Source organism: Rhodoferax sp. GW822-FHT02A01 (genome assembly GCF_038784515.1).
Taxonomy (GTDB): domain Bacteria; phylum Pseudomonadota; class Gammaproteobacteria; order Burkholderiales; family Burkholderiaceae_C; genus Allorhodoferax.
This window is the reverse complement of the sequence record NZ_CP152376.1, coordinates 2716337-2728880: the sequence shown is the minus strand read 5'-3', so window position 1 is coordinate 2728880 and position 12544 is coordinate 2716337. Positions and strand designations below refer to the sequence as shown.

The following is a 12544-nucleotide window of genomic DNA, read 5'->3' as shown; positions in this document are numbered from 1 at the left end:
CTCATAGCACCAGATGCCCTGTGATTAGCGTGGGCAGCCAGGTCGAGAACGACGGCACGTAGGTCACCAGCGTGATGGCCACAAAGATGGCGAAGTAATAGGGCCAGGCCGTCTTGGTGGCTTCACCGATGGAGATGTTGCCGATGGCGCAGCCCACAAACTGCACCGTACCCACCGGCGGGTGCACCAGCCCCAGTGCGCAGTTGAGCAGCAGCATCATGCCGAATTGCACCGGGCCCACACCCATCTGGATCGCCAGCGGCAGGAACAGCGGCGTGGTGATCAGGATATGCGCTGCCATGTCCAGAAAGATGCCCAGCACGATCTGGATGATGTTGATGTACAGCAGCATCAGCCAGGGCGATTGCGTGGCCGACAGCAGCGCGGCTTCAATGGCGTCGGGGATTTCCAGATAGGCCATCTGGTAGCGCAGCATGTTGGACACACCGATGAGCAGCAGGATCACACCCGTGGTCTTGGAGGCCTTGGCCAGCGACTTGAGCAGCTTCTCCTTGGACATGGTGCGGTAGATGAACACCGTGAGCAGCAGCGAATAACTCACCGCGATGGCCGCCGCTTCGGTGGCTGTGGCCACCCCTTTCATGATGCAGGCCAGAATGATCACCACCACCATCAGCCCCGGCATGGAGGCGATGAAGGAGCGCAGCACGGCCGACCAGCCCGGAAACTTTTCCAGCAGCGTGGAGCCGTCGGGCCGCTTGGGGTAGCCATACTTGACCGCCTGCCAATAGGCTGTGATCAGCATGCAGACCATGATCCAGAACACCGGGACCAGGCCGGCAAACATCAAGTCGCCAATGGACACGCCCTTGATGACGTGACCGTCGATCATGCCGGTGGCCGCTTGCGCTGCAAAGGCATAGATGATCATGTTGTGCGAGGTCGGCATTAGCGCGCCCGACAACGATGCGTGCGTGGTCACATTGACCGCGTAGGCAGCGCTGTAGCCCTCGCGCTTCATGATGGGAATCATCACACCGCCCATGGCCGAGGTGTCGGCCACCGGCGAGCCGGACACACCGCCAAAGAGCGTGGATGCCACCACATTGGCCAGCCCCAGTCCACCGCGCCAATGCCCCACCAGACTGCGGGCAAAGTCCACGATCTTGTCGGCAATGCCCCCGTGCAGCATGAGCTCGCCAGAGAAGATGAAGAAGGGAATGGCCAGGAACGAGAACACGTTCATGCCCGAAACCATCATCTGGATGGCGGTCTCGAACGGCAGGCCTTCCACCGCGAAGGTGGCCAGGCAACTCAGACCAATGGCAAAAGCCACCGGCACGCCCAGCAACAGGAAGGCAACAAAGGCCAGACAGAGTACGGTCAGTGCCATGAGGGAGCTACTTTCTTTCCGGTAAACAAAGCCACCAGATGCTCGATGGAAAACAGGGTGATCAACACACCGGACATCAGCACCGGCAGATAACGGTAGGCCTCGGACAGGCCCAGTGTGGGAATGGTGCTGGCGTGGGTGGACACGGCCATCAGGGTGCCCCCTGCCAGCAGCGCCATGGCAAACACGATGATGAAACCGTGCACCACCACCTTGCACCAGAACTGCGCGATATCAGGCAATGCCTTGACCAGCGAGTCCAAGCCGATGTGGCCGGCGTCACGCACACCGGCCGATGCGCCAAACATGGCAACCGAAATCACCAGCAACAAGGCGAGCTGCTCCACGTAGGCCGGTGCGTCATTGAAGACATAACGCATCACCACACCGTAGATCACCACACCCAGCAAACCCACCAGGCAGGCGCACGCCAGCAATAGCGTCCAGCGTGACAGCCTGGAGTTCAGAAAAGTCAGGACGCCCACGATTATTTGGCGTTGACGATTTCTTGCACCAGTGCCTTGAGCTCAGGCGTGTTGGCGAACTTGTCCCACACGGGGCGTTCCACGTCCACAAAGCTCTTGCGATCGATTTCCGAGGCGGGAACGATCTTGGCTCCACCCTTGATAACCGCTGCGCGGGCGTCCTTCTCCTTGGCTTCCCACAGGCCAACGTAGTACGGCACTGAGGCCTTGGCGGCCTTGCGAATGGCCGTCTGCTCTTCCGGTGTCAGCGTTTCCCAAATTTTCTTGGAGAACACCAACACTTCAGGCCCCATGGAGTGCATGGTTTCCGAATACACGGGTGCTGACTCGTAGTGCTTGGCCTCTTCATAAGAAGGGTAGTTGTTCTCGGCAGCGTCCAGCAGGCCGGTCTTCAAACCGGTGTAGACCTCGGCAAATGGCATAGGGGTTGCGGACGCACCCATGGCGCCAATGGTGCTGACCCACAGGTCCGAGGGTTGCACGCGGATCTTCATACCCTTGGTGTCGGCAACGGATTTGATGGGCTTGTGGGCATAGATGGAGCGTGCGCCGCTTTCATACAGTGCCAGTCCCACGAAGCCAGCCTTGTCGAAGGCCGCGAGGATCTTGTCGCCTTGCGGACCGTAAATCGTCTTGCGGAAATGTTCGATATCGCGGAACAGGAAGGGTAGCGAAGGAATCATGGACTCCGGCACGATGCCGTGGAAGGCAGCCGTGTTCACGCGCACCATGTCCAGCGCACCGATCTTGACCTGCTCCACAGTGTCTTTCTCAGAGCCCAGCGAGCTGTCACCGAACACCTTCACGTTGTCCTTGCCGCCAGTGGCCTTGGACAGCTCGTCACCCATGAACTTCACCGCCATGTTGGTGGGGAATTCCTTGTTGTGAACGTCGGCCGAACGGAAAGTGCGGGCCATGCTGGCGGTGGCAGAAAGCGCCAACACCGCGATGGCGATCTGGGTGGTCAAGGTTTTGAATGGGAAGCGCATGATTTCTCCTCTTTGGTTGAAATGGGAACGTGAACTCAGAAGACCGTGCAGGCCGGCTCGGGCTGGCCTTGCACGTCACTCAGGTGAATGGCAAACAGCCCGCCGTCCAGGGCGTCAGGCTCGGTGGTGTTGGCAGGGCGGATGGAAGCCACATACAGGGTGCGTAGGTCGGCACCGCCGAAGGCGCACATGGTGGGTTTCTTCACCGGCACGGCAATCGAACGGTCCAGCCGACCTTGCGGCGTGTAACGGTGCACCAATCCGGCGTCGATACCGCAAATCCAGTAGCAGCCATCGGTGTCCATGGCGGCGCCATCGGGTCGGCCCAGGAAAGCTGCCATGTCGATGAACGGACGCGGGTTGCTGGGCAGTCCGCGCTCCGTGTCGTAGTCGTAGGCCCAGACCTTGCGCACCGCACTGTTGGAGTCAGACAGATACATGGTGCGGCCATTCGGACTGAAGGCCATGCCATTCGGAGTGACAAAGCCGCTGAGCACCGGTGTCAGCGCACCTCCGTGGCCCAGGCGGTAGATCTGGCCCAGCGGCTTGGCTGCCGCCATGTCCATCACCATGGTGCCCGCCAGAAAGCGCCCTTGGCGATCGCAGCGGCCATCGTTGAAACGCATGCCATCCTGGGTGTGCGGCACGCTTGCCACACGCCGGAACCCGAGCACATCTTCACTGCGAGTGTCTAGCTCAAACATGCCGGTTTGCGCACCGGCAAACCACTGGTGGCTGGAGGCACCACGGGTGATGCAGGCCAGCATCTCGGGCGCTGCCCATTGGTGCTGCCGGCCCGTTGCAGGGCTGTAGCGGTACAACGTCTTCTGCGGAATGTCGACCCAGTAGAGCGCCTGCTCCTGGGCATGCCAGACCGGGCACTCACCGGTCGCATTCCTTACGTCGAGCACCAGCTCGGCGCTCGCAAGAGTGGTAGGCATGGTGTTATTTGCCGCGCAGATGGGCCGTCATGGGAATGCCGGCCATCAGAAAGGTGCCGCCCTGGTACTGCACCGTGGGGTCGGTCAGATCCGGCTCCGGAGTGCGGGCGTAAATTTCCTCGCGGAAGCCATCCGAGCTGTCCTGCGGCGCGTAGCCCACGTGGCGCACGCTGGCGTTGTCGTACCAGGATACAGCGTTGTTCGACATGCCGAAAATAATCGTGTGGCCCAGCACCGGGGTGGTCAGGCAGGCGGTGATCAGGCGATGCAAATCGTCAAAGCTCAACCAGCTCGCCAGCATGCGACGGTCCCTTGGCGCGGCAAAGGCCGAGCCGATGCGCACGCAGGCGGTCTCTATGCCATAGCGGTCAAAGTACATGCGCGACAGGTCTTCGCCAAAGGCCTTGCTCACGCCATACAGGCTGTCGGGCCGGGGCGGATGCGCCGGGGTGATGGTTTCGCCCTGGCGATAAAAACCCGTCACATGGTTGGAGCTGGCAAACACCACGCGCTTGACGCCGTGTTGGCGCGCCGCTTCGTAGAGGTTGTAAACACCAATGATGTTGCCTTGCAGGATGGGATCAAACGGCCCTTCCAGCGATACGCCGCCCATATGCACGATGGCCTGGCACCCCTGCACCGCCGCATGGACGGCCGCCGCATCGGCCAGGTCGGCTTGTACGATTTCCTCGCCGTCCTGCGCCGGGCCCAGGTCCACCCGGTCCGACAGGCGCAACACGCTGCAATTGGCCTTGAGCCGCTGGCGCAGTGCGGTTCCGACGCCGCCTGCGGCACCGGTCAGCAGCAAAGTGTGGTGTACTTTGATCGTCATAAGATTTAAAATTCTTGTCTGTCATATGTTGTCTGATGTGTTAAATTGTCGAGACGCCCGATAGCCAAGTCAAGGACTTTTCCATGGACCTAGTACAAACCCCTAGCCCCGCCCCGTCCGGCCCCCCGGTGGACCAGACACCTCTCGCAGCTCGCCCGCGGCGTGTGAAAGGGTTGGTCAATGAAGTGATGGAAAGCCTGGCAGGCAGCATCCGCTCCGGCGCCATCAAGCCGGGCGAAAAGCTGCCCACCGAGTCCGAAATCGTGGCCCGCTTTGACGTCAGCCGCACCGTGGTGCGCGAGGCGATATCCCGCCTGCAGGCCAACCGGCTAGTGGAGACGCGCCACGGCGTGGGCACCTTTGCACTGCCACCCGAAGACACCAAGAACTTCAAGATTGCCGACGTCGATTTCGCCACCGTTGCCGACGTGATCGCCCTGCTGGAGTTGCGTATCAGCCTGGAGACAGAGGCCGCCGGCCTGGCCGCGCAGCGCCGCACCGAACAGAATCTGCAGTCCATGCAGGCCATGCTGGATGCCTTTGTCATTGCCATCGAGGAAGATTCCGACGCAGTGCCGTCCGACTTCAATTTCCACATGGAAGTGGCGCGCGCCACCGGCAACCGCCATTTCGCCGATCTCATGACCTACCTGGGCACCATGATCATTCCGCGCACCCGGGTCAACACACCCAACAGCGCGCCGGAAGGGCGTCTGGCCTATTTGCGCCGTGTGCATAGCGAGCACGAAAGCATCTTCAGCGCCATCCGAAACCAGGATACCGACGCCGCCCGCGCCGCCATGCGAACCCACCTGGCCAACAGCAAAGACCGACTCAAGAATCGCAAGCCCAACTAATCAAGTTGTATGATGACTGATGAGAATACGCCATTTTCGGACCCTAGACATGCTCCGCTCGATTTCCTGAGCCATCTCTATGCTGTCGCCGTGCGGCGCGCCATGCCGCTGCACACCATTGGCGCATTTCTGCCATCCCCTTCGGGACGCACGGTAGTGGTGGGCGCGGGCAAGGCGGCTGGCGCCATGGCCCATGCGGTGGAAGCCCTGTGGCCGCAGGATGCGCCGCTGTCGGGCCTAGTGGTGACGCGCTATGGGCACACGCCGCAGCGGCCTGCCGGGATACCGGCGCGCATCGAAATCGTGGAAGCGGCACATCCTGTGCCCGACGCCGCTGGATTGGCCGCTGCCGAACGCATGATGGAACTGCCGCGCAACCTCACCGCGGACGATCTGGTGCTGTGCCTGATTTCAGGCGGCGGGTCGTCCCTGCTCACCTTGCCCGCCGACGGTCTGACCCTGGCCGACAAACAGCGCATCAACCAGGCACTGCTGGACAGCGGCGCCAGCATTGGCGAAATGAATTGCGTACGCAAGCACCTCTCGCGCATCAAGGGCGGGCGCCTGGCGGCCGCCTGTGCTCCGGCGCGCGTGTTGACCCTGCTCATCAGCGATGTGCCGGGCGATGACGCCAGCGTGATTGCCAGCGGCCCTACCGTGCCGGATGCCAGCACCTGCGCCGATGCCCTGGCTATCCTGAAGCGCTACAACATTGCGGTGCCGGAACAGGTCCTGGAGCATCTGCGCACGGGAGAACTGGAAACCCGCAAACCCGCCGATCCGGTCTTTGCCAACAGCCAGGTGCACCTGATCGCCACGCCCCAGCAATCGCTGGAGGCCGCTGCACAGGCTGCGCGGGATGCAGGCATCGCCGCCTACATATTGAGTGACGAAATCGAAGGCGAATCGCGCGAGGTCGGCAAGGTCCACGCCGCGCTGGCGCGCGCCGTGGCACAGAAGGGCCAGCCCTTCCAGAAGCCGTGTGTCATCCTGAGCGGCGGCGAGACCACAGTCACCATCCGTCCGCGTGCGCCGGGTGCCCCCCGCGGACGCGGCGGGCGCGCCGGCGAATTCTGCATGGGACTGGCGCAGGCGCAGCAAGGTCAAGCGGGTGTGTATGCACTGGCTGCTGACACCGACGGCATTGATGGCGTGGAAGACAACGCCGGCGCCTTTGTCACACCCGACACACTGGCCCTGTCCACCCAAAAGGGCATCAAGCTCAGCGACCACCTGGACCGCAACGACGCCTATGGTTTCTTTGAGGCGCTGAACGCGCTGTTTGTTACCGGCCCCACCCATACCAACGTCAACGATTTCCGGGCGATTCTGGTCCTCTGAAAAACGCTTGGCGGCGGTTTTTCCTACCACAATCGCGGAAACGATCTGCATCCTTTTTAGGCATCGCAAGCCAGCCCAATAGGCATGCGGGTTTGGCACATCTGTCCCGGAGTTATCAACAGACCCATTCACACGAACTGGGGATGAATCCGGGGCCTAAAACCCAGTCCATGTTATCAATCGGCCCCATTGAGACAACCAATTGGGTTTCAAGCTTTTCTATGGATATGATTCACGCCAATGAGTCCCACTCATTCGATAGTTTTTACTAACCAGGCAGAAAAGGAACCCTATGTCTTTGATCAACACCCAAGTTCAACCCTTCAAGGCCCAAGCCTTCCACAACGGCAAGTTCATTGAAGTGACCGAAGCTTCCCTGAAGGGCAAGTGGTCCGTGCTGATTTTCATGCCCGCCGCTTTCACCTTCAACTGCCCCACGGAAATTGAAGACGCTGCTGACAACTACGCCGAGTTCCAGAAGGCCGGTGCCGAGGTCTACATCGTGACCACCGACACCCACTTCTCCCACAAGGTCTGGCACGAAACCTCCCCCGCCGTGGGCAAGGCCAAGTTCCCGCTGGTTGGCGACCCCACCCACGCCCTGACCAACGCATTCGGCGTGCACATTCCTGAAGAAGGCCTGGCATTGCGCGGCACCTTCGTGATCAATCCCGATGGCGTGATCAAGACGCTGGAAATCCATTCCAACGAAATCGCCCGTGACGTGTCTGAAACCCTGCGCAAGCTCAAGGCTGCCCAGTTCACCGCTTCCCACCCTGGCCAAGTGTGCCCCGCCAAGTGGAAGGAAGGCGCTGCCACCATCACTCCGTCCCTGGATCTGGTCGGCAAGATCTAAGCAGTATTTCTGCTGGAGGGGGTGCGCTTCGAGGGGCGCCCCTTCTGGCAGAGGTATTGCTTCCTCCACTCCCCCACCCCATTTGCAAGATATTCGTAACCAGACGAAGGAACTGCCATGCTCGACGCACAACTGACCACACAACTTCAAGGCTATCTGCAGAACCTGCGCCAGCCTATCCGCCTCATCGCCTCGCTGGACGACAGCGCCAAGGCGCAGGAACTGCGCGAACTGCTGGTGGAGATAGCCGCCCTGTCCGACAAGGTCACGCTGGACGAATCCGGCACCGACGCGCGCCGCCCCTCGTTTGTCATTGCCAAGGAAGGCGAAACCCGCGGTGTGCGCTTTGCCGCCATCCCCATGGGCCATGAATTCACCTCGCTGGTACTGGCCCTGCTGTGGACCGGCGGCCACCCGCCCAAGGTGAGTGCCGAGGTACTGGACCAGATCAAGAGCCTGGACGCCACGATGAACTTCGAGGTTTACATGTCCCTGACCTGCCACAACTGCCCAGACGTGGTGCAGGCCGCCACCCTGATGACCATCTTCAACCCCAAGATCAACACGACGGTGATTGATGGCGGCATGTACCAGAGCGAAGTGGATGCGCGCCAGGTGATGGCCGTGCCCATGGTGTTCATGAACGACGCCCTGTTCGGCTCCGGCCGCATGACGCTGGAAGAAATCGTGGGCAAGCTCGACAGCCACTCCGCCAGCCGCGAAGCCGCCAAGCTCAGCGAGAAGGCAGCCTACGACGTGCTGATCGTGGGTGGTGGCCCGGCCGGTGCTGCGGCTGCGGTGTATGCCGCACGCAAGGGCATCCGCGTGGGCGTGGCAGCCGAGCGCTTCGGCGGCCAGGTGAATGACACCATGGCCATCGAGAACTACATCTCGGTGCTGGAAACCGACGGCCCCAAATTTGCCGCAGCCTTGGAAGCACAGGTGCGCCACTACGACGTGGACATCATGAACCTGCAGACCGCCAGCCGCATTGTTCCCGCTGCCACGGCAGGTGGGTTGACCGAAGTCCACATGACCAACGGCGGCGTACTTAAGGCGCGCAGCCTGATCCTGTCCACCGGCGCACGCTGGCGCAATGTGAACGTGCCCGGTGAAGCCGAGTACAAGAACAAGGGCGTGGCCTATTGCCCGCACTGCGACGGTCCGCTGTTCAAAGGCAAGCGTGTGGCGGTGATTGGCGGGGGCAACTCCGGCGTGGAAGCGGCCATCGACCTGGCCGGTGTGGTGCAACACGTCACCCTGGTGGAATTTGCCGACGCGCTCAAGGCCGATGCGGTGCTGGTCAACAAGCTCAAGAGCCTGCCCAATGTGGACATCCACGTGAACGCACAGACCACCGAGATCACCGGCGACGGCTCCAAGGTCAACGGCCTGCACTACAAGGACCGCGCCACCGGTGAGCTGCACAAAGTTGCGCTCGAAGGCGTGTTCGTGCAGATCGGCCTGGTGCCCAACTCCGAGTTCCTCAAGGGCACGCTGGAGTTGAGCAAGTTTGGCGAAATCATCGTGGATGCCAGGGGCCACACCAGCCTGCCCGGCGTGTTTGCCGCGGGTGACGTGACCACCGTGCCCTACAAGCAGATCGTGATTGCGGCCGGCGAAGGTGCCAAGGCAGCGCTCAGCGCCTTCGACTACTTGATCCGTCAGCCGGTGGTTGCACCTGCAACACCACAGGCGGAAGCCGTCGCCGCCTAGAACTTCACGGGGTGTAATGCCCTATGTAGCCGGCCTCCAGCTGGGCCTTGCGGTCGGCACCCAGGACATGCTTGGCGATCAGGTCCTGGGCCAGGTAGTTCAGGAGTTCGCCGATAGGCAGATTGGTATTGCGGTAGCGTCCGATCAGATCGACCGCCTTGTCCATCAGATGCTGGTGCAGCTTGGCATGTTCCTGCAATCCGGGAAAGCCGATGGCGGCCAGTACCCGTTCCTCGCATTCGAAATGTTCGGCGACATGGCGCATCAGGTTGTCCACCAACGTGGCGACCTCGCTGCGGGGATGTTGCTCCCGGATGGCGGCGCAAACCTGGTTGACCTGCGCAAACAACTGCGCATGCTGTGTGTCGATTTCCGAATGGCCGGACTCATACGCTCGCTGCCACACCAGCTCCTCCATGTCTTCGGGAACAGAACCGACCGGGCTTGCATCTGCTGCCACCTCGGGCGCAGCCTGGACACGGTTTCGGCCACCCCATTTGGCGTAGTACAGCGCTTCGTCCGCGGCACGGATCAGGCGCTCTGCACTGGCCCGCTCCAGATGGGTGCTCACCGCCAATCCGATACTGACTGTCACCACCCCGCTGGAAGATCCATCATGGGCAATACCCAGACGCTGGATGGCTGAGCGCAGCTCTTCTGCCATGCGCCGGGCCTGCACCGCGTCGGTATCCGGCAGTACCAGAGAAAACTCTTCTCCTCCGTAGCGCGCTGCCAGATCACTTGCACGCTTGGCACTGGACTGCAATGCCCGCGATACCGACTTGAGACACTCGTCCCCGGCCAGATGGCCGTAATGGTCGTTGAACTTCTTGAAGTGATCGATATCCACCATGATCAGCGCCAGGGGCTTGCCCTCGCGCACACAGCGGGCAATCTCCCGCTCCAGGGTGCTGTCCAGGTAGCGGCGGTTGAACAGATCGGTCAGCGGGTCCCGGATGGCCTGTTCGGCAAGGCCATTGCGCAGGCTTTCAATTTCCACCAGTGTTTCCTGCAGTTTCTGGTTTGCCTGCAGCAATTCAACCTCGCGTGTTTTCAGTTCCTCCCGCGCCAGCCTGAGCTGGGCATTGCGGGTATAGGCAAAGTTGCCCACGGCCAGGATGTATCCGGCCAGCCCCACGGTGCAGACCAGGGTGGCGGACCAGACGGTTACGGGAGAAAAATGGAATCCACCCATCGCCACCCCGGTGAGTGCGCCCACGGCCAATGCCAGCAAGGTACTGCCTATGCTTTTCCATCCCCGGTTGGCAGCGTTGTTGCTCAAGGTACCCAGGATCACGGAAAAACACAGCCAGTCGGAAAATTCGATGCAGGCGCAAAAGACGCCCAGCAGGACCGAGTCCAGCACCAGGCTGCGCATGGCAAACAGAATGGGCGTCTGGGACCTGCGCGCAAGCTGGTACTGGACATGGGGATAGACCAGCAGCAGCGCTATCAGAAAGGTCCAGGAGATCGGGCCATACCCCTTGCCGCTGATCTGAAAACAACTGGCTATGAATACCAGGGCGAGAGACACCATTCGCATGCGGTAGTGCGTGCGTATCAGCCACAACCCCTTTTTATGCGAATCTCCCATTCGTTCCTTTGTAGGTCTGATTCATTCTACGACCGGAAAATGACGGTCGGGGCCAAATCAGGAGGGAACTTCAAGGCAAGTGGGCGCTTCTCCCGGGCCAGCGTTACTTGGCCTGCCGGGCCATGAAAACCTGGTGCAAAGTGATCTTGCGCACCTCGGACTGGCTGGTCTCGATATGCGCCCGCAACAGCATGGCGGCTTGGTCCCCGCGCTTGCGCTGTATCAGCTTGAGAATCTTGGCGTGCTCGTCGTAGGTGGCATCGATGCGCGCCTGTTTGGTGAAGTCCAGCCGCCGGATGATCCGTATCCGGTCTGTCACCTCCCTGTGCACCCGGGCGATCTCCTGGTTGCCCGCGGCCTCCACCAGGGCGCAGTGGAACTCCTCGTCCCATTGGCTGACTTGTGCCGTGTCATGGCTGCGCTCACTGGCGGGCACCAGCCAAATCGCTGCCAACCCGTCTATCAGTTCCTGACCTTTGCGGCTTCGCGCAACGCCTTCGTCGCACAGCCGCTTGACCGCATCGAACTCCAGCAGCATGCGCAAGTCGTAGAGCTGCTCGAACTTGTCGAAGTCAAACGGCAGCACGCGCCAGCCACTGCGAAACAGCACCTCCACATAGCCTTCCTGCTGCAGCCGGTACAGGGCCTGGCGCACTGGAGTGCGTGACACCTTCAGGCGCAGGCACAACTCGTTTTCGGTAAACCGGTCACCGGGAATCAGCCGGAATTCGGCAACATCCTTTTTGATCTTGTCGTAGACATCGTCAGCTACCGAGTAGCGTGCCGCTGGCACTGGTGCGGGTGAGGTTTGGCCGGTTTCTGTAGTCATCACCACAAACTCTACCACTCGCAATGCATGGCAATTACTCCAGCACGGCCAGCAGCTGTGCACTGGGCGCCGTCCAGCCCACGATGGCGCCCTGGGCGTGGATCATGGCGATGGTGGATGCCTTGAACTCCGGTAAGTAGCTCTCGGTGCAATCCGTCAGCAGCAGGCTGTCGTAGCCCCGGTCGTTGGCCTCACGCATGGAGGTCTGCACACATACCTCGGTGGTCACGCCCATGAAGATCAGGTGGGTGATGTCCAGCTCCTGCAGCATCTCGTGCAGACCGGTTCCATAGAACATGCCTTTGCCGGGCTTGTCAATGACGATCTCGGAGTCCAGGGGCATGAGTTCATCAATGATCTGGTTGCCCGGCTCGCCCGCCACCAGGATGCGGCCCATGGGCCCTTCGTCGCCGATGCGCAGCGTGGGGTTGCCCCGGTTGCGCTTGGCCGGTGGGCAGTCCGACAGATCTGGTAGATGGGCTTCGCGCGTGTGGATGACCTGCCCGCCGGCGGCACGCCAGGAGGTCAGCACTTCCTTGCAAGTGGGAACGATGGCGGTGAGCAAGGACACATCGTTGCCCAGCGTCTCACCAAAGCCGCCGGGTTCCACAAAGTCGCGCTGCATGTCGATGATGACCAGCGCCGTCTTCTGCAGATCGAAGGGATACGCAAACGGCGTTGCGTTCACGCTGAGGAGTGTGTTTTCCATGGCTTGTTCCATATCGTTGTGACAGCTTGGGATGCGCGAGT

The 12544-nt window shown here is 61.2% G+C and carries 12 protein-coding genes; 4 read left to right on the top strand and 8 right to left on the bottom strand.

From position 1 onward, the window contains the following. Nucleotide 1: 1 nt before the first annotated feature. Genes AAGF34_RS12870 through AAGF34_RS12850 form a run of 5 tightly spaced genes read right to left on the bottom strand, consistent with a single transcriptional unit; the run spans nucleotide 2 to nucleotide 4601 of the window. Nucleotides 2-1354, bottom strand: a complete 1353-nt coding sequence (locus AAGF34_RS12870; RefSeq protein WP_342621002.1) for a TRAP transporter large permease — start codon at nucleotides 1352-1354, stop codon at nucleotides 2-4. Next, nucleotides 1345-1839: a TRAP transporter small permease gene (locus tag AAGF34_RS12865; RefSeq protein WP_342621001.1), complete on the bottom strand. Its 495-nt coding sequence runs from the start codon at nucleotides 1837-1839 to the stop codon at nucleotides 1345-1347. The genes AAGF34_RS12870 and AAGF34_RS12865 overlap by 10 nt, the downstream gene beginning before the upstream one ends. A gap of 2 nt (nucleotides 1840-1841) precedes the next feature. Next, nucleotides 1842-2828, bottom strand: a complete 987-nt coding sequence (locus AAGF34_RS12860) for a TRAP transporter substrate-binding protein (protein ID WP_342621000.1) — start codon at nucleotides 2826-2828, stop codon at nucleotides 1842-1844. A gap of 35 nt (nucleotides 2829-2863) precedes the next feature. Beyond that, nucleotides 2864-3769 (bottom strand): SMP-30/gluconolactonase/LRE family protein, encoded by a 906-nt coding sequence (locus AAGF34_RS12855; RefSeq protein WP_342620999.1) that lies wholly within the window; start codon nucleotides 3767-3769, stop codon nucleotides 2864-2866. A gap of 4 nt (nucleotides 3770-3773) precedes the next feature. Further along, a complete protein-coding gene (locus tag AAGF34_RS12850) occupies nucleotides 3774-4601 on the bottom strand; it encodes an NAD(P)-dependent oxidoreductase (protein WP_342620998.1) in 828 nt (275 codons plus the stop codon). 83 nt (nucleotides 4602-4684) lie between these two features. Here AAGF34_RS12850 and AAGF34_RS12845 point away from each other — a divergent pair, with 83 nt between their 5' ends. From AAGF34_RS12845 to ahpF, 4 genes are all read left to right on the top strand, one after another. Continuing rightward, the gene (locus tag AAGF34_RS12845) at nucleotides 4685-5458 is read left to right on the top strand and encodes a FadR/GntR family transcriptional regulator (RefSeq protein WP_342620997.1); all 774 of its coding nucleotides are present in this window, start codon (nucleotides 4685-4687) and stop codon (nucleotides 5456-5458) included. 12 nt (nucleotides 5459-5470) lie between these two features. Next, nucleotides 5471-6799, top strand: coding sequence for a glycerate kinase (locus AAGF34_RS12840; RefSeq protein WP_342620996.1), 1329 nt, complete (start codon nucleotides 5471-5473; stop codon nucleotides 6797-6799). 292 nt (nucleotides 6800-7091) lie between these two features. Continuing rightward, on the top strand, nucleotides 7092-7655 hold the full coding sequence (gene ahpC / locus AAGF34_RS12835; protein WP_342620995.1) for an alkyl hydroperoxide reductase subunit C: 564 nt from the start codon (nucleotides 7092-7094) through the stop codon (nucleotides 7653-7655). A gap of 117 nt (nucleotides 7656-7772) precedes the next feature. Next, nucleotides 7773-9371 (top strand): alkyl hydroperoxide reductase subunit F, encoded by a 1599-nt coding sequence (gene ahpF, locus AAGF34_RS12830; RefSeq protein WP_342620994.1) that lies wholly within the window; start codon nucleotides 7773-7775, stop codon nucleotides 9369-9371. Nucleotides 9372-9375: 4 nt separating this feature from the next. Here ahpF and AAGF34_RS12825 read toward each other — a convergent pair whose 3' ends face one another. The 3 genes from AAGF34_RS12825 to AAGF34_RS12815 form a co-directional block, all read right to left on the bottom strand. Beyond that, nucleotides 9376-10908: a diguanylate cyclase gene (locus AAGF34_RS12825; RefSeq protein WP_342620993.1), complete on the bottom strand. Its 1533-nt coding sequence runs from the start codon at nucleotides 10906-10908 to the stop codon at nucleotides 9376-9378. A 160-nt stretch (nucleotides 10909-11068) separates the two neighbouring features. Further along, nucleotides 11069-11794 (bottom strand): GntR family transcriptional regulator, encoded by a 726-nt coding sequence (locus AAGF34_RS12820; protein WP_342620992.1) that lies wholly within the window; start codon nucleotides 11792-11794, stop codon nucleotides 11069-11071. A gap of 34 nt (nucleotides 11795-11828) precedes the next feature. Continuing rightward, nucleotides 11829-12503: an isochorismatase family cysteine hydrolase gene (locus AAGF34_RS12815; protein ID WP_342620991.1), complete on the bottom strand. Its 675-nt coding sequence runs from the start codon at nucleotides 12501-12503 to the stop codon at nucleotides 11829-11831. Between the last annotated feature and the right edge of the window lie 41 nt (nucleotides 12504-12544).

Excerpts from the sequence above, each read along its gene's own strand:
- AAGF34_RS12850 (WP_342620998.1), bottom strand. The coding sequence starts at position 4,601 with ATGACGATCAAAGTACACCACACTTTGCTGCTGACCGGTGCCGCAGGC.
- AAGF34_RS12815 (WP_342620991.1), bottom strand. The coding sequence starts at position 12,503 with ATGGAAAACACACTCCTCAGCGTGAACGCAACGCCGTTTGCGTATCCC.
- AAGF34_RS12825 (WP_342620993.1), bottom strand. The coding sequence starts at position 10,908 with ATGGTGTCTCTCGCCCTGGTATTCATAGCCAGTTGTTTTCAGATCAGC.
- AAGF34_RS12845 (WP_342620997.1), top strand. The coding sequence starts at position 4,685 with ATGGACCTAGTACAAACCCCTAGCCCCGCCCCGTCCGGCCCCCCGGTG.
- AAGF34_RS12855 (WP_342620999.1), bottom strand. The coding sequence starts at position 3,769 with ATGCCTACCACTCTTGCGAGCGCCGAGCTGGTGCTCGACGTAAGGAAT.
- AAGF34_RS12860 (WP_342621000.1), bottom strand. The coding sequence starts at position 2,828 with ATGCGCTTCCCATTCAAAACCTTGACCACCCAGATCGCCATCGCGGTG.
- ahpF (WP_342620994.1), top strand. The coding sequence starts at position 7,773 with ATGCTCGACGCACAACTGACCACACAACTTCAAGGCTATCTGCAGAAC.
- ahpC (WP_342620995.1), top strand. The coding sequence starts at position 7,092 with ATGTCTTTGATCAACACCCAAGTTCAACCCTTCAAGGCCCAAGCCTTC.
- AAGF34_RS12840 (WP_342620996.1), top strand. The coding sequence starts at position 5,471 with ATGACTGATGAGAATACGCCATTTTCGGACCCTAGACATGCTCCGCTC.
- AAGF34_RS12870 (WP_342621002.1), bottom strand. The coding sequence starts at position 1,354 with ATGGCACTGACCGTACTCTGTCTGGCCTTTGTTGCCTTCCTGTTGCTG.
- AAGF34_RS12820 (WP_342620992.1), bottom strand. The coding sequence starts at position 11,794 with ATGACTACAGAAACCGGCCAAACCTCACCCGCACCAGTGCCAGCGGCA.